At 60.8% G+C, this 15,227-nt stretch carries 15 protein-coding genes; 11 read left to right on the forward strand and 4 right to left on the reverse strand.

The annotated features are described in order from the left end of the window. Positions 1-180: 180 nt before the first annotated feature. The 5 genes from GQR96_RS03105 (at position 181) to GQR96_RS03125 (ending at position 6,341) form a co-directional block, all read left to right on the forward strand. Complete coding sequence (locus GQR96_RS03105; protein ID WP_017899117.1) at positions 181-1,005, forward strand: AraC family transcriptional regulator; 825 nt, start codon at positions 181-183, stop codon at positions 1,003-1,005. Positions 1,006-1,156: 151 nt separating this feature from the next. Then, the gene (locus GQR96_RS03110; RefSeq protein ID WP_004204197.1) at positions 1,157-2,077 is read left to right on the forward strand and encodes a dihydrodipicolinate synthase family protein; all 921 of its coding nucleotides are present in this window, start codon (positions 1,157-1,159) and stop codon (positions 2,075-2,077) included. A 14-nt stretch (positions 2,078-2,091) separates the two neighbouring features. Beyond that, a complete protein-coding gene (locus GQR96_RS03115; RefSeq protein WP_065903187.1) occupies positions 2,092-3,696 on the forward strand; it encodes an aldehyde dehydrogenase (NADP(+)) in 1,605 nt (534 codons plus the stop codon). Positions 3,697-3,711: 15 nt separating this feature from the next. Beyond that, positions 3,712-5,313 (forward strand): APC family permease, encoded by a 1,602-nt coding sequence (locus tag GQR96_RS03120; protein ID WP_065903190.1) that lies wholly within the window; start codon positions 3,712-3,714, stop codon positions 5,311-5,313. Between the two features lie 11 nt (positions 5,314-5,324). Next, positions 5,325-6,341, forward strand: coding sequence for an Ldh family oxidoreductase (locus tag GQR96_RS03125; RefSeq protein ID WP_065903193.1), 1,017 nt, complete (start codon positions 5,325-5,327; stop codon positions 6,339-6,341). A gap of 184 nt (positions 6,342-6,525) precedes the next feature. Here the strand turns inward: GQR96_RS03125 and GQR96_RS03130 are convergent, their stop codons facing one another. Both GQR96_RS03130 and GQR96_RS03135 read right to left on the reverse strand, forming a co-directional pair. Continuing rightward, positions 6,526-7,746 carry an amino acid deaminase gene (locus GQR96_RS03130; protein ID WP_065903195.1) on the reverse strand — a complete coding sequence of 407 codons (1,221 nt, stop codon included), beginning with the start codon at positions 7,744-7,746 and terminating at the stop codon, positions 6,526-6,528. A 76-nt stretch (positions 7,747-7,822) separates the two neighbouring features. Then, positions 7,823-7,969, reverse strand: a complete 147-nt coding sequence (locus GQR96_RS03135) for a hypothetical protein (protein ID WP_032426003.1) — start codon at positions 7,967-7,969, stop codon at positions 7,823-7,825. Here GQR96_RS03135 and GQR96_RS03140 point away from each other — a divergent pair. From GQR96_RS03140 to GQR96_RS03160, 5 genes are all read left to right on the forward strand, one after another. Further along, complete coding sequence (locus GQR96_RS03140; protein WP_048294130.1) at positions 7,947-9,386, forward strand: N-acyl-D-amino-acid deacylase family protein; 1,440 nt, start codon at positions 7,947-7,949, stop codon at positions 9,384-9,386. The genes GQR96_RS03135 and GQR96_RS03140 overlap by 23 nt on opposite strands. A gap of 10 nt (positions 9,387-9,396) precedes the next feature. Next, positions 9,397-9,789 carry a RidA family protein gene (locus tag GQR96_RS03145; protein ID WP_004204205.1) on the forward strand — a complete coding sequence of 131 codons (393 nt, stop codon included), beginning with the start codon at positions 9,397-9,399 and terminating at the stop codon, positions 9,787-9,789. 102 nt (positions 9,790-9,891) lie between these two features. After that, positions 9,892-11,376 (forward strand): sodium:solute symporter family protein, encoded by a 1,485-nt coding sequence (locus GQR96_RS03150; RefSeq protein WP_032455507.1) that lies wholly within the window; start codon positions 9,892-9,894, stop codon positions 11,374-11,376. Next, on the forward strand, positions 11,373-12,245 hold the full coding sequence (locus GQR96_RS03155; protein ID WP_065903200.1) for a 2-dehydro-3-deoxygalactonokinase: 873 nt from the start codon (positions 11,373-11,375) through the stop codon (positions 12,243-12,245). The genes GQR96_RS03150 and GQR96_RS03155 overlap by 4 nt, the downstream gene beginning before the upstream one ends. After that, positions 12,232-12,831, forward strand: a complete 600-nt coding sequence (locus GQR96_RS03160) for a 2-dehydro-3-deoxy-6-phosphogalactonate aldolase (RefSeq protein WP_023291861.1) — start codon at positions 12,232-12,234, stop codon at positions 12,829-12,831. The genes GQR96_RS03155 and GQR96_RS03160 overlap by 14 nt, the downstream gene beginning before the upstream one ends. Here GQR96_RS03160 and GQR96_RS03165 read toward each other — a convergent pair. Then, positions 12,828-13,691, reverse strand: a complete 864-nt coding sequence (locus GQR96_RS03165; RefSeq protein WP_032455510.1) for a MurR/RpiR family transcriptional regulator — start codon at positions 13,689-13,691, stop codon at positions 12,828-12,830. The genes GQR96_RS03160 and GQR96_RS03165 overlap by 4 nt on opposite strands. Before the next feature lie 70 nt (positions 13,692-13,761). Then, complete coding sequence (locus tag GQR96_RS03170) at positions 13,762-14,295, reverse strand: GNAT family N-acetyltransferase (RefSeq protein ID WP_049004614.1); 534 nt, start codon at positions 14,293-14,295, stop codon at positions 13,762-13,764. A 32-nt stretch (positions 14,296-14,327) separates the two neighbouring features. Between GQR96_RS03170 and GQR96_RS03175 the strand changes: the two genes are divergently transcribed. After that, entirely contained in the window at positions 14,328-15,158 is an 831-nt protein-coding gene (locus tag GQR96_RS03175) for a GNAT family N-acetyltransferase (RefSeq protein ID WP_065903202.1), read from the forward strand. Positions 15,159-15,227: the final 69 nt, after the last annotated feature.

Below are 15,227 nucleotides of genomic sequence, written 5' to 3' on the forward strand. Positions count from 1 at the left end.
AGTTATTTCTTATTAATCATTTGGTTAATGGCGTGGTAAACCGAAAGTGGCGATTGCGCCAGTGGATAAACCAGGGGAAGGCGTAAAGCGGATCCAGGATCGCAAAACCGGCGGTTACCGCTTGAGGTGTTAACAGGAAGTGAATAAATATCCTTCGGTCACTTACCATGAGGAAGCCCTATGATCGGTGTTTCTGAAGCGGCGCCGCCGCGCGCTGTTAATCAACCGGAGCTGGCGGTCGATGAGCTGAGCCAGATCTGCGAAGGGCTGGCGCGCCAGCGGCCGGAGAATATGCCGGCGCTGCTCAATGCCCTGGCGCTGATCGCCCCCCTGCTCAATGCCATCCCCAACGTGGTCTTTTTTATCAAAGACCGCGAGGCGCGTTATCTGCTGGCGAACCTGACGCTGGCCCGCCGCTGCGGTTTCAAAACCGTCTCCTCGCTGCTGGGGAAAACCTCCGCCGACGTCTTTCCTTCCACGCTGGGGCAGGGGTACACCGAACAGGATCTTCGGGTATTACGGGAGGGCGTGACCCTGCGCGACCAGCTGGAAATGCATCTCTACAATGGCCGGGAACGAGGCTGGTGCCTGACGCAGAAGCTGGCGCTACGCGATGTCCGCGGTCAGGTGATCGGCATGGCCGGGATCTCTCACGATCTGCAGGAGGCCCACGCCCGCCATCCGGCGTGGCAGCGGCTGGCGATCGTCGACGATCATATCCGGCGCCACTATCACCGGCCGATCGCCATGGAAGAGTTGACCGCCCTAAGCGGGATGTCGATTGCGCAGATCGAGCGCTACTGCAAGCGGATCTTTCATCTCACCCCGCGGCAGATGATCCACAAAGTGCGTCTGGAAAAAGCCACCGAACTGCTGGCCGGCGATACGCCGATTACCGATATCGCCTTGCAGTGCGGCTATACCGATCACAGCGCCTTCAGCCGCCAGTTCAAAGCGATGACCGGCTCGACGCCGCGCGATTTTCGCCTGACGCTGCAGGGATAACGGCTGGCTCACACTTTTGTCGACTATGCTAATTTCGTCATCGGATTAAGGGAAAACCGACAAGCCGCCGGTTCCGCGACGCGTCAATCTGTCAGTGAATATTCACCAATCATTCACCTCGACTTAACAAAATGACGACAAGGAACCGAGCATGAGCAATAAAGCGATTCACTGGAGCGGCGTATTCCCGGCGGTTAGCACGCAGTTTCGTAGCGATTACTCCCTCGATTTAGACGCCACCCACGCGGTGATGAAAAACCTGGTCAAAGATGGCGTTTCCGGGCTGGTGGTGTGCGGCAGCGTCGGGGAGAACACCTCCCTGAGCACTGATGAAAAATTGCAGATTATCGAAGTGGCGAAAGATGCCGCCGGCGGCAAAATTCCGGTGATCGCCGGGGTGGCCGAGTTCACCACCGCCTTTGCCCAGAAGATGGCGAAAGAGGCGGAGCGCGTCGGCGTCGACGGGATCATGGTGATGCCGGCGCTGGTCTACTCCTCAAAACCGCATGAAACCGCCGCCCACTTCCGCAGCGTGGCCACCGCCACCGACCTGCCGATCATGGTCTACAACAACCCGCCGATATACAAAAACGACGTGACGCCGGACATTCTCGCCACCCTGACCGATTGCGACAACATCGTCTGCTTTAAAGACTCCTCCGGCGATACCCGCCGCTTTATCGACCTGCGTAACACCGTTGGCGATCGCTTCGTGCTGTTTGCCGGGCTGGATGACGTGGTGGTGGAAAGTATCGCCGTCGGCGCGGAAGGGTGGATCTCCGGAATGTCCAACGCCTTCCCGCGCGAAGGGGAAACGTTATTCCGTCTCGCCCGCCAACAGCGTTACGAAGAGGCGATGGCGCTGTACCGCTGGTTCATGCCGCTGCTGCATCTCGATGCGCGTCCGGATCTGGTGCAGTGCATCAAGCTGTGCGAAGAGCTACTCGGACGCGGCAGCGCCGTGACCCGTCCGCCGCGTCTGGCGCTGGAAGGGGAAACGCGCCAGCAGGTGGTGGCGATCGTGGAACAGGCGCTGGCGACTCGTCCAGCCCTGCCGGACGTCGGCCTCTGAACCCAGGAGTCAGTATGAATGCATCTCAGACCATGGCGGGACGGCAGTTTATTGCCGGCCGCCGCGTTGCCAGCGGCGAGGCGACGCTATTGAGCCTGCGGGCGGTGGATGGGGAAGCCACCGGCCATCGCTTTTATCCGGCTTCACGCGAGGAGGCCGCCCAGGCCGCGGAGGCGGCACAGCAGGCGTTTGCCGTTTATTCACAAACCACGCCGCAGCAGCGGGCGCGCTTTCTCTGCGCCATTGCCGATGAGCTGGACGCGCTGGGGGAAGCGTTTTTTGCACTCGCCGAACAGGAGACCGCGCTGCCGCTGGCGCGGCTGCAGGGCGAGCGGGCGCGCACCAGCGGCCAGCTGCGGATGTTTGCTGGCGTGATCCAGCGCGGGGATACCTTCGCCGCTCGTATTGATACCGCCTTAGCCGACCGTCAACCGCTGCCGCGCCCGGACCTGCGCCAGTATCAGCAGGCGTTAGGGCCGGTGGCGGTGTTTGGCGCCAGCAACTTTCCGCTGGCCTTTTCCACCGCTGGCGGCGATACCGCCTCGGCGCTGGCGGCGGGCTGCCCGGTGGTGGTGAAGGCCCATCCGGGCCATATGGCCACCGCCGAGCTGACCGCTGAAGCGATCGTCCGGGCGGTCGCGCGATGCGGGTTACCCGGCGGCGTCTTCAATATGATTTTCGGGACTGATATCGGCGCCGAATTAGTCCGCCATCCGGCGATTCAGGCCGTTGGCTTTACCGGCTCACTGGCCGGCGGTAAGGCGCTGTATCAAATGGCGCAGCAGCGTTCGCAGCCAATCCCGCTGTTTGCTGAAATGTCGGCGATTAACCCGCTGATTATTCTACCGCAGGCGCTGCAGACGCGGGCCGAGGCGCTGGCGAACGAGCTGGTGGCGTCATTCACCCTCGGCGGCGGCCAGTTCTGTACCCGTCCGGGGCTGATTCTGGCGCTGCGCGGCGCCGGGCTGGAACGCTTTAAGTCGGCGCTGTGCGCGGCGGTAGCGGGCTCTGCGCCGCAGGTGTTGCTCAATACGCCGACCCTCCAGCACTACCGCCAGGGCGTGGCGGCCCTGGCGGCGCACCCGCGTATCGAGAGGCTGGCGAGCGGCCTCGCCGCCGGCGCCGGGCAGGCGCAGACCCAGCTGTGGCAGGCTCAGGTCGAGGATCTGCTGGCGCAGGATACGCTGCTGCAGACCGAAGTTTTCGGCCCGCTATCGTTGCTGGTGGAAGTGGACGACGCGGTCCAGCTACAGGCGGTGGTGAAAGCGCTGCAGGGACAGCTCACCGCGACGCTGCACGCGGAAGCGGACGACGGCCCGCTGGCGGCGAACCTGCTACCGCTGCTGTGCGAGAAGGCCGGACGGGTGCTGTTTAACGGTTATCCCACCGGCGTGGAAGTGTGCGATGCGATGGTCCACGGCGGCCCGTGGCCGGCGACGACCGATGCGCGCGGGACGTCGGTCGGCAGCCGGGCGATTGAGCGTTTTCTGCGCCCGGTCTGCCTGCAGAATGCGCCGGCCGAACTGTTACCGCCGGCGCTGCAGGATGCGAACCCTTTGAACCTGCTGCGCCTGGTCAACGGCCAGTGGACCCGGGAAGCGATTTCCTCCTCTCATTGACGCAAGGGCATCACCATGACCATTCACACTACGCATAACAGTCAAACCCGCGTTGCTGAGTCGGGTAAGTTTAAAAAACAGCTGACCCTGACCGACCTCACCTTTATCGGCCTGGGCGCGATTTTCGGCTCGGGATGGTTATTCGCCGCCAGCCACGTCGCATCCATTGCCGGTCCGGCCGGGATCGCGTCGTGGGTGATCGGCGGCTTTGCGGTACTGCTGCTGGGGATTGTCTACTGTGAGCTGGGGGCGGCGCTGCCGCGCGCCGGCGGCATTATCCGCTACCCGGTCTTTTCCCACGGCGAGCTGATGGGCTATCTGCTGGGGTTCATCACCCTGATTGCCTTCTCCAGCCTGATCTCGATAGAAATCGTCGCCGCCCGGCAATACGCCGCGGCCTGGTTTCCGGCGCTGACCCTGCCGGGCTCCAGCTCGCCGACGCTGCTGGGGTGGGTAGTGCAGTTCCTGCTGCTTTGTTTCTTCTTTGCGCTGAATTACTACAGCGTCAAGACCTTCGCCCGCTCGAACAACTTCATCAGCGTGCTCAAGTTTCTGGTGCCGCTGCTGGTGGTGGTGACGCTGTTCGCCTTCTTTAAACCGGAGAACCTGCACGCGCAGGGCATTGCGCCGTTCGGTATGTCCGGGGTGGAAGCGGCGATCAGCGCCGGAGGGATTATCTTCGCCTATCTGGGACTGACGCCGATTATCTCGGTGGCCAGCGAAGTGCAAAAGCCGCAGCGGACTATCCCTATTGCGTTGATTTTATCAGTGGTGCTGTCAACGATTATCTACGTGCTGCTGCAGCTGGCGTTCCTTGGCAGTATCCCCACCGAGATGCTGACCGGCGGTTGGGCCGAGGTGAGCAAACAGTTCTCGCTGCCGTATCGCGATATCGCCATTACCCTCGGCATGGGCTGGCTGGCCTTTATGGTCATTAGCGATGCGATCATCTCCCCGAGCGGCACCGGCAATATCTACATGAACGCGACGCCGCGGGTGATCTACGGCTGGGCGAAGGCGGGCACCTTTTTTAAAGCCTTTACCCATATCGATAAAGCGTCCGGTATTCCGCGCCCGGCGCTGTGGCTGACCTTCGGGCTGTCGATTTTCTGGACGCTGCCATTCCCCTCATGGGAACAGTTAATTAGCGTGGTGTCGGCTGCCCTGGTGCTGAGCTACGCCATCGCCCCGGTTACTGCCGCCGGGCTGCGCCGCAACGCCCCGGATCTGCCGAGGCCGTTCCGCGTGCGCGCCTTCGCCATCATCGGCCCAGTGTCGTTTATGGTCTCGGCGCTGATCGTCTACTGGTCCGGCTGGAATACGCTCTCGTGGCTGCTGGGGCTGCAGATCGTGATGTTTGTGGTGTACGTGATGTGCAAAGGCAAGGTGCCGGAACATACCGTGAGCCTGGCGCAGCAGGTGAAGTCTTCGCTGTGGCTGATCGCTTTTTATGCGTTGATTATCCTCTTTTCCTGGCTGGGCAGCTTCGGCGGGCTTAATGTTATCGGTCACCCCTGGGATACGGTGCTGGTGGCGGCGATGTCGTTGGGGATTTACTACTGGGGGGCGCGCAGCTGCCTGCCGCAGGCTAACTTTAGCGGAGACGAAGAAGAGTAAAGGAGAACAGTATGGAGTTGGTAACTCTATCGTTACCTGAAGCTTATGACCTGGCGCTGGAGGTACTCAGCGCCAATGGATTTAGCGCCGACCACGCGGCGGCTATCGCCCGTAATGTGGCCGCCGGAGAGCGCGACGGCTGCGCTTCCCACGGCCTGTGGCGGCTGTTGGGCATTGTCGATACCTTGCGTAAAGGTAAGGTATCGCCTGATGCCGAGCCGCAAATCCACGATCAGGCGCCGGCGATTGTGCGGGCGGATGCAGGGGGCGCCTTTTCGCTGCTGGCCTACGAGCGCGCGTTGCCGCTGCTGCTGGAGAAAGCGCGGCACAGCGGCATTGCGGCGCTGGCGATTAACCGCTGCGTCCATTTTTCCGCGCTGTTTGCCGATATTGAGCCGTTGACCGAGGCAGGGCTGGTGGGGCTAGCCTGTACGCCAAGCCACGCCTGGGTCGCCCCGGCGGGCGGCACCCGTCCGCTGTTCGGCACCAACCCTATCGCCTTTGGCTGGCCGCGGCGGGACAAGCCGCCGTTTATTGTTGATATGGCGACCAGCGCCGCGGCGCGCGGCGAGATCCAGTTGCATCAGCGCGCCGGCAAAGCGCTACCGGAAGGGTGGGGAATCGACAGCCAGGGGCAGCCGACCACCGATGCCACAGAGGTGCTGAACGGCGCGATGTTAACCTTCGGCGGCCATAAGGGCTCGGCGCTGGCGGCAATGGTTGAGCTGCTGGCCGGGCCGCTTATCGGCGATATGACCAGCGCCGAATCGCTGGCGTGGGATAACGGCGCGGGCGGTTTACCCTACGGCGGAGAGCTGATTCTGGCGCTGGATCCGCAGCGCTTTCTCGGCGCGCAGGCACAAGAGCAGCTGGCGCGCGCCGAAACCCTGTTCAGCGGGATGCAGGAGCAAGGGGCACGGTTACCGGGCGAGCGGCGGTTCGCCTGTCGCCAGCAGAGTGAGCAGCAGGGAGTGGCTATCAGCCGCGCCTTATATGATGAGATTTGCGCCTTGCGCCAGGGCGGGTAAGGCGCGGAGCGCCGCCACCCGGTACATCCCCCGGCTTGCGCTACGCTTAGCCGGGCTACCGAACGTCGCGGGTTGTGTAGCCCCCGGTGCATTCCCCGACTTGCGCTACGCTTAGCCGGGCTGCCGAACGTCGCGAGCTATGTAGCCCGGGTAAGGCGCGAAGCGCCGCCGCCCGGGATGCCTGTCAAAACAGCGTGTCGAGCTCGTCCAGCACGTTGTAGTCGTCATCGACCAGCAGCAACGTCTTCCACTTATCAAAGGTCAGACACGGGTGCGAGGTGCCGAACAGCAGAATATCGCCAACCTGCACATCGCTGCCCGGCGCCAGGCGCAGCATACAATGCTGATCCATGATGCCGGTGCTGACGATCGACTCCGCGCGCAGCGCTAACTCCTGGCCGTTACGATAATGGGCGATCGGCTGCGGCAGCCCGGCGTCGAAAGCGCAGTCGCGCTTGCCGAAATTTACTACCGCGCGATCCGCCTCCGGCACCGATTGCACCATCGCCATCAGCTCCAGCGCTGAAGTGAGATCGCCGGCGAGATCGCAGGCAATCGGATCGCGGGCGATCAGCGCTTGCTGAGCGAGATCGTAGATCCCACGATCGTGGGTGATATAACAGCCAGGGCGAATAACGATATGGCAGCGGCGCGGTTTTGCCGCCGCCAGCCAGATATTGCATACCACGTCATACCAGACGGTGCCCGCGCCGGTGAGAATAAATTCGCCGTCAACCAGCGGCTCCATGCGGCAGGCAAGCGCCGCGGCCTGTTGTAATAGCGCTTCCACCTGCGGTTGCGGATCGTCGCCGTGCAGCACCCCTTCATACAATTCCAGACCGCGTAGCCGTAGCCCCGGCAGGTCGCTGACCCGCTGTGCCAATGCCAGCGCGTCCTCCACGCTACGACAGCCGCAGCGCCCGCCCGGCACGCCAAGTTCAATCAGCACATCCAGCGTTTGTCCCTGGTCTGCGAAGAACGTGGAGAGGGCGCGGACGTTGACCTCGCTATCGACGCAGCAGATAAAATCCACCGTCCGATAGTGGGCTTTTAGCTGCGCGACCACCTGCATATTGGCTTTGCCGACCAGCTGATTGACCATCAGGACGCGTTGGATGCCGCAGGCCATCGCCGCGCTGGCCTGCCAGGCGCTGCCCACGCCGATCCCCCAGGCTCCCGCTCGCTGCTGCGCCTGAAATATCCATGGCGTCATTGTCGTTTTACCATGCGGCGCCAGCGATACGCCGCGAGCATCGGCGTAGCGCTGCATCCATGAAATATTTTTTTCCAGCGCCGACTTTTTTAGCAGCGCGGCAGGCAGACAGCCCTCTTCCGCCAGGAGATTAGCCGGCGCGGACATGAGGGCGGATTTGTGCGGAATGAGCGGTGCTGAATGGTATTTCATAACACTATCCTTTCGGGTTTTATAATCGGTGATTTGCTGGGTATCAGTTATAACTATTTGATAATTATGTTTTTAATTAATTATTATTGTTTGTTTTGAATAAAAGTATCACAAAACGATCTGGTTTTTGCGTAGTTTTCCACTGTTTTTTGCACTTGTAAATGGTTAACTTGTCGGTATGTCGAAAGGGAGTAATTGCTATGAAAGTTGACTGGCTTTTCAAAAACGTCACGGTGATCGACGGGAGCGGCGGGCCGCAATACCGTGCCGATGTGGCGGTGAAGGGCGACCGAATAATGGCTATCGCTCCGGCGCTGGACGTCGCGGCGGAGCAGGAAATAGATGGTCAGGGGCGGGTACTGGCGCCTGGCTTTATCGATGTTCACACCCATGACGATATCAACGTCATCCGCATGCCGGAGTATCTGCCTAAGCTCAGCCAGGGGGTGACAACCGTGATCGTCGGCAACTGCGGGATCAGCGCGGCAACCGCCACCATGCGCGGCGAGGTGCCGGACCCGATGAATCTTCTCGGCGAACGACAGCACTTTATCTATCCCACCGTCGAAGCCTATGCCCATGCGGTAGAGGCGGCGCGACCATCGCTTAACGTCGGGACGCTGATTGGGCACACCGCGCTGCGCAATAACCATATGGATGACCTGTTCCGCCCGGCGAGCGAGACGGAAATCGCCGGCATGCGCATACAGTTGCGCGATGCGCTGCGCCAGGGCGCATTAGGACTGAGTACGGGACTTGCCTACGCCAGCGCCTTCCAGTCGACCACCGAAGAAGTGATGGCGCTCGCTGAGGAGTTGACGGCAGAGGGGGGAATTTACACCACCCACCTGCGTTCGGAGTTCGAGCCGATTCTGGAGGCGCTCGACGAGGCGTTCCGCATTGGTCGCCACGGCAACGTGCCGGTGGTGGTCTCGCACCATAAGTGCGCCGGCGCGAAAAACTGGGGTCGCACGAAGGAGACGCTGGCTTTCTTCGATGAGATGCGCCAACGCCAGGAGATCGCCTGTGACTGTTACCCCTATTCCGCCAGCTCGTCGACGCTGGATATGAAGCAGGTCACCGATGAGTTCGATATCGTCATCACCTGGTCGGAAGCACAGCCCGAGCAGGCCGGAAAAACGCTGCAGCAGATCGCCGATGAATGGCAGGTGAGCCTGCACGACGCCGCGGCGCGGCTGATGCCGGCAGGCGCTATTTATTACAACATGGACGAGCAGGACGTACGGCGGGTGCTGGGTTATCCGGTGACCATGATTGGCTCCGACGGGCTGCCGAACGACCCGATGCCGCATCCGCGGCTGTGGGGCGCGTTTCCGCGGGTCCTGGGCCACTACTGCCGCGATGAACGGCTGTTTCCGCTGACTACCGCGATCCACAAAATGACCGGGCTGTCGTCGGCGCGCTTCCAGCTGGCGGATCGTGGGCTGGTAAAAGTGGGCTACTACGCCGACCTGGTGCTGTTTGACCCGCAGACGGTGCGCGATGTCGCCAGTTTCTCCGACCCGAAACGTCCGGCGGACGGTATTGAGGCGGTGATGGTTAACGGCGTGATGAGCTACGGCAGCGATAAAAAGATTATCGGGCGCGCGGGGCGTTTCCTGCGCCGCCGAATGAACTGAGGAGTGAAAAATGAGTATTAAACGTTATGGCGTAGAGGGCGGTACCGGTACTGGCGGGCAGCACCTGCCGTTCGCGCGGGCGGTGGAAGCGGGAGGCTGGCTGTACGTTTCCGGCCAGACGCCGATGAAGGACGGGGAAGTGGTGGAAGGCGGGATTGTCGACCAGTCGCGTCTGGCGATTCAGAACTGCGTAGATATCATGACCGAAGCGGGCTACACCCTGGCCGACGTGGTGCATGTTAAAGTGATCCTTACCGATGCGCGCTATTTTCAGTCTTTCAATAAAGTCTTCCGTGAGTTCTTTGGCGACAACCCGCCTGCCCGCATCTGCTGCGTAGCGGACCTGGTGGTGGATTGTAAAGTCGAAGTGGATGTGACCTGTTATAACGCTTCTCGCGCATAAAAAGTTAGTAACCAGAAATATAAACAGTCATTTTGAGCGCTGAAATAATTCAGCGCTTCGTAGCCTTTTACCTTTACAAAATTAACTGGCAGGATGTGAATTATGAATAGTCATGTCTTTTTAGTCGGCTTTATTATTTACGCGTTGGCCATGATTTGGCTTGGCTGGTACGTGTCCCGTCATCAAAAAAGCGGTGAGGATTTTTTACTCGGTGGCCGTTCTTTGCCGCTGTTCCTGACGCTGGGATCCACCGTGGCGACCATGGTGGGAACCGGTTCAAGCATGGGCGCTGTCGGCTTCGGCTACAGCAATGGATGGGCCGGGATGCTCTACGGCGTGGGCGGCGCCATCGGTATTTTACTGGTGGCCTGGCTGTTTGCGCCGGTGCGCAAGCTGCGCTTTATGACCATGAGCGAAGAGCTTTCTTATTACACAGGTGGCAGCCATTTAATTAAAAACCTCGTCGGGATAATGATATTTATTGCCTCAATTGGCTGGCTGGGGGCACATATTCTTGGCGGGAGTATGTATTTAGCCTGGGCGACAGGAATTAATCTGACGGTGGCAAAAATTATTATTGCCATGGCGTTTGCGATTTACGTCATTATCGGCGGTTATTCTGCTGTGGTGTGGACGGACACCATTCAGGCATTAATTCTGTTTTTCGGTTTTATCCTGATGGCGATTCTGGCGGTGGTTCACGTCGGGGGATGGGATGCCATCGTTCAGGCGATGGATCCCAAGGCGATGAGCCTGTTTGCGGTCGATAAGTTGGGGACCATTCCGGCGCTATCGCTGGCGATGGTCATCGGCGTCGGCGTGCTGGCGACCCCTTCCTATCGCCAGCGTATTTACTCGGGAAAAGACGTCTCTTCGGTGCGGCGCTCGTTTGTCTATACCGGCGTGCTGTATCTGTTTTTCTCGGTGCTGCCGGCGATCATCGGCATGGCGGCCTGGACGATGAACCCCCATCTTGAGAACAGTAACTACGCCTTCCTGTTCGCCACCAGCTTCTTACCGGCGATCCTCGGGCTGGTGGTGCTGATTGCCGGACTTTCCGCCACCATGTCTTCGGCCAGCTCCGATGCGATAGCCGCCGTGGCCATCATGATGCGGGATGTCTATACCCTCGTGACCGGAAAAATGCCGCCGGCGCATAAGGCGATAACGCTCTCTCGCTGGATGCTGGCGTTCGTCATCGGCCTGGCGATGATCTTCGCCCTGACCTCGAACGATATCATCAGCTATATCACCAAAATGATCTCCATGCTGATGTCCGGGCTCTTCGTCTGTTCCATTCTCGGCCGCTTCTGGCTGCGCTTTAACTGGCAGGGCGCGCTCACCGCACTGCTGAGCGGCATGCTGGTGTCTATTGTGGTTCTGGTTAAGGCCGACTGGCTGGCTTACTGGGGCAATCCGTGCATTCCGTCGGTCGTTGGCAGCTTTGTTTCCGCTATTTTTGTCACCGTCATGACGCCAGCCAGCAAAATCAGCCGTCAGCAGGCGCTGGAAATGATTACCCAGGAGCGGGAAGGGGAGGCGATCCCGGCGAAGACGGCGGTGCAGGTCTCAGGAGAAGCACAATGAAGAATTATATTGCCGTCGACTGGGGCTCTACCCAGCTGCGCGGCTGGCTGATTCGCAACGGCCAGTGCGTCGAAACCAAGCAGCTGCCGCTGGGTATTACCCGCCTGAACGGACGATCGCCTGCCGATGTATTCGCGGAGCATTTGGCCCCCTGGCGCGGCGCACAGGCGCTGCCGGTGCTGATGGCCGGGATGATCGGCAGCGACGCGGGCTGGCAGGCGGTGCCGTATCTGGACTGTCCGGCGGCGATCGACGCGCCTTTGCGGCAGCTATGCGCCGTTGCTGAAGGCGTGTGGATTATTCCCGGCCTCAAGATTGAACAGGACGGGGATTTCAACGTGATGCGCGGCGAAGAGACGCAGCTGCTGGGGGCCTGCCAGCTGGCGCCGGCGGAGTGTTACGTGCTGCCGGGCACCCACTGCAAATGGGTACAGGTGGCGGGCGGCGCGGTGCGTTATTTTGCCACGGCGATGACCGGCGAACTGCATCATCTGCTGATGACGCAATCGCTGATCGGCAAAGGGCTGCCTGCCCAGCAGCCGGACGAGATGGCGTTTGAACGGGGGCTGGAAAAAGGGCTGGCGCAGCCGTCGCTGATTAGCGAACTGTTTGTCGCCAGGGCCGCCCGGGTGCTGGGCGGTCTGGCGGCGAGCTCGGTCAGCGATTACCTCTCCGGGCTGCTGATTGGCGCGGAGGTGGCGACCCTGGGGCAGCGTTTCCGTACTTCTGCCGTCACGCTGGTTGGCGACCCGGCGCTGAATGCCCGCTACGGTCGGGCGATGAAGGCGCGCGGAATGACGGTTAACAGCTGCAGTGGCGATGAGGCATTGCTGGCTGGCATGGCGAGGATAATGCATGAACAAGATTAAGCTGGTGGCGATTTTACGCGGCATTCAACCCGCTGAGGCGGCAGATCATATTGAGACGCTAATCAATGCAGGCTTTCGCTATATCGAAATCCCGCTCAATTCGCCAGACTGGCAGCAGAGTATTCCGCAGATGGTTGCGCGGTTTGGCGAGCAGGCGATGATAGGCGCGGGAACGGTACTGCGCGTGGAACAGGTCGATTTTCTCGCTGAGGCCGGGGCGAAGCTTATCGTGACGCCGAATACCCAGCCTGCGGTGATCCGTCAGGCAGTGGCGCACGGAATGCAGGTTTGTGCCGGCTGCGCCACCGCGACTGAGGCGTTTAACGCGCTGGATGCCGGGGCGCAGTGGCTGAAGATATTTCCGTCTTCTGCTTTCGGTCCGGACTACATTCGGGCGTTGAAAGCGGTGCTGCCGTCGGAGGTGCCGGTGCTGGCGGTGGGCGGCGTGACGCCGGAAAATCTGGCAACCTGGATGCGGGCTGGGTGCGCCGGAGCCGGCCTGGGCAGCGATCTTTATCGCGCCGGACAGGCCGTGGAACGTACCCGCCTGCAGGCGGAGAGGTTTATCGCCGCTGCCGGTGGCTAGTCGCCAAGAGGCTGGCGATCGACGCCGCCGCGGTGGCTGTCGAGGGCCAGCTTAATACGCCGTAATTTGCCTTTTGCCTGCGTTTTGTTGGCCATCGCCAGTTCGGTGGCCAGCACATCGACCATCGCCAGCATCGCATAACGCGAAGTGCTGGGCTTGAAGATATAGTCGTTTTCGCGCACCAGCAGCGGCAGCACCAGATCCGCCTGCTCCGCCAGCGGCGTCCCGGCGGGGGTAATCGCAATGACCTTCGCGCCGTACTGGCTGGCAATCGCCGCGCTCTCGATGATCTCCTGGGTATAGCCGCCCAGAGACAGCACAATCACCACATCCTGCGGCGTCACCGCCGAGCTCATCATGCGTACCAGCAGACCATCGCTCTGGCTGACGACCGGAAGACCGAGACGAAACAGGCGATATTGAATCTCCTGAGCGCAGATGGTTGACCCGCCGCCCATTCCAAGGGCGAGGATCTGCCGCGCTTCACTCAACCAGCTCACCGCACGCTTCAACGCCTCGATATCCAGCGCCCGCCGATTGGTCTCCAGCACGCTGATGATTGACTCATAGATCCCCTGTACGCCTTCGAGGTCCGGAACATCGAGGATAAACCGCTGGCCGACCGCAAGGGATTGCGCAAGCTTCATCTTCAGCTCACGGACGTCTTTACAGCCGAGCGCCCGGGCAAAACGGGTGACCGACGCCTGGCTGGTCTGAGTCAGACGCGCTATCTCGGCGATGGGTAGCTCCGCCGCCGCCGCGACATCATCAAGAATAAACTGCGCGATGCGTTTTTCGGTCGCCGTGAGTTCCACAAAGCGATCGGTAATACAGGAAATAATATCGATTGACCAGGACATACGGGTAGCAACAGGTAAGTTTTGATTGGTACTTTGTACCATATATCGCCGCTAAATTCAGCGCTGGCGTCTACAACGCCAGGCGCATGGCGCAGCGCGTCTCCGGCGGCAGGCCGTGCCGGGTCTCCTGTTCTCTTTTCGCCGCCAGCCCGGCGGGCAGGGTCAGCTCATCGAGCATGGCGAATCCCAGGCGGGTATAAAACGGCGCATTCCACGGCACGTCGCGGAAGGTGGTGAGGGTCACCGCCGGGTAAGCCATTTGCCTGGCGCCGTCGATAACCTGCTCCAGCAGCATCCGCCCGATGCCCTGATGCTGCCAGTCCTGGTGGACGGCGATTTCGGCGATAAATAAGGCATCGTCGAGCGGTTCGGTCAGAATAAAACCCACCGGCTGCCCGGCGGCCACCGCCAGCAGACTATGTTCCGTTTCCAGATAATCATGATGGCGCGCAACGCTAATCACCTCGCTGTCCGCCAGCCAGGCGAGAGCGGGGATCTGACGAAATGCCTGAGCGGCGGAACGTTCAATGGCCGGCAGAAGGGCGATATCCCTCTCCTCGGTCAGGCGTAATTCGGCGCCGGCAGTTATAGTGTTAGTTTTCATCACCTCAGCATAGCAGCCTTCGGGAGAAAAGTATGGAGCTGACCGCCGTTCCCGCCACGCAGTTCAGCAGCGTGCAGTTAACGGATATTCTTAACGCCTGTTTTGCAGACTATCTGGTACCGGTGACCCAGTCGGTGGAGGGATTTGTTCAGCGCTTTAGCGCCGAGGGGATGAGCCTGATCGATTCCCGTATCTGGTTGGCCGGAGATGAACCGGCGGCGATCGCGATCGTCGCGCGTCGCGGGAATATGGCTCGCCTGGCGGCCTTTGCCCTGCGTCCGGCCTGGCGCGGCAAAGGTCTTGCGCGGAAATTGATGCAGGAGCTGCTGATGCTTCTGCAGCTGCAGGAGATCGAGACGGTTTCCCTGGAGGTGATCCGCGATAACCACGCGGCCGTCGCGCTGTATCAGTCGTTAGGCTTTACGCGGCGCTATGGGCTCTGCGGCTACCTGAGCGCAGAGCCTCAGGCTGCGGCGCCAGGCGTGTTACAGCCTTATCCCACCCTGGCGCTGCTTAGACGCGTCATTGAGGAGAGTAACAGTCAGCTCCCCTGGCTGATGGATCCGCTTACCTTCGCCACCCTGCCATGCCGCGTCGTGACGCTGGAACAGCGCGCCTTCGCGGTACTGGGCACCTCGGGTTCACGGCCTGTACTGCAGTTTTTATGGGTTGAACCCGCCGCCCGTCGCCAGGGTCTGGCACGGGCGCTGCTGATGGCGCTGGCGCAGCAGTTCCCGGGTATCGGCACTTCGGTGACGGTCCCGGAAACCTTTACGCCGCTGTTTGCCGCGGCGGGATATTCACCGCTATCGCTGCAGCAGTATGAAATGACGATGGAGTTGACCGCAGCAAAGTTCGCTTAAGCGGGAGTGTGCGCTGGGCCGCAAAAAACAGCACAGGGCGCCGATAAGCCTCTCTTTTGCCGCATCATA

Origin of the sequence: Klebsiella sp. PCX, from assembly GCF_021869705.1 — a bacterium.
GTDB lineage: Bacteria > Pseudomonadota > Gammaproteobacteria > Enterobacterales > Enterobacteriaceae > Klebsiella > Klebsiella quasipneumoniae.

What these genes read in the sequence shown, in the direction of transcription:
- GQR96_RS03105 (WP_017899117.1), top strand. Translation starts at nt 181, where the DNA reads ATGATCGGTGTTTCTGAAGCGGCGCCGCCGCGCGCTGTTAATCAACCG.
- GQR96_RS03110 (WP_004204197.1), top strand. Translation starts at nt 1,157, where the DNA reads ATGAGCAATAAAGCGATTCACTGGAGCGGCGTATTCCCGGCGGTTAGC.
- GQR96_RS03115 (WP_065903187.1), top strand. Translation starts at nt 2,092, where the DNA reads ATGAATGCATCTCAGACCATGGCGGGACGGCAGTTTATTGCCGGCCGC.
- GQR96_RS03120 (WP_065903190.1), top strand. Translation starts at nt 3,712, where the DNA reads ATGACCATTCACACTACGCATAACAGTCAAACCCGCGTTGCTGAGTCG.
- GQR96_RS03125 (WP_065903193.1), top strand. Translation starts at nt 5,325, where the DNA reads ATGGAGTTGGTAACTCTATCGTTACCTGAAGCTTATGACCTGGCGCTG.
- GQR96_RS03130 (WP_065903195.1), bottom strand. Translation starts at nt 7,746, where the DNA reads ATGAAATACCATTCAGCACCGCTCATTCCGCACAAATCCGCCCTCATG.
- GQR96_RS03140 (WP_048294130.1), top strand. Translation starts at nt 7,947, where the DNA reads ATGAAAGTTGACTGGCTTTTCAAAAACGTCACGGTGATCGACGGGAGC.
- GQR96_RS03145 (WP_004204205.1), top strand. Translation starts at nt 9,397, where the DNA reads ATGAGTATTAAACGTTATGGCGTAGAGGGCGGTACCGGTACTGGCGGG.
- GQR96_RS03150 (WP_032455507.1), top strand. Translation starts at nt 9,892, where the DNA reads ATGAATAGTCATGTCTTTTTAGTCGGCTTTATTATTTACGCGTTGGCC.
- GQR96_RS03155 (WP_065903200.1), top strand. Translation starts at nt 11,373, where the DNA reads ATGAAGAATTATATTGCCGTCGACTGGGGCTCTACCCAGCTGCGCGGC.
- GQR96_RS03160 (WP_023291861.1), top strand. Translation starts at nt 12,232, where the DNA reads ATGAACAAGATTAAGCTGGTGGCGATTTTACGCGGCATTCAACCCGCT.
- GQR96_RS03165 (WP_032455510.1), bottom strand. Translation starts at nt 13,691, where the DNA reads ATGTCCTGGTCAATCGATATTATTTCCTGTATTACCGATCGCTTTGTG.
- GQR96_RS03170 (WP_049004614.1), bottom strand. Translation starts at nt 14,295, where the DNA reads ATGAAAACTAACACTATAACTGCCGGCGCCGAATTACGCCTGACCGAG.
- GQR96_RS03175 (WP_065903202.1), top strand. Translation starts at nt 14,328, where the DNA reads ATGGAGCTGACCGCCGTTCCCGCCACGCAGTTCAGCAGCGTGCAGTTA.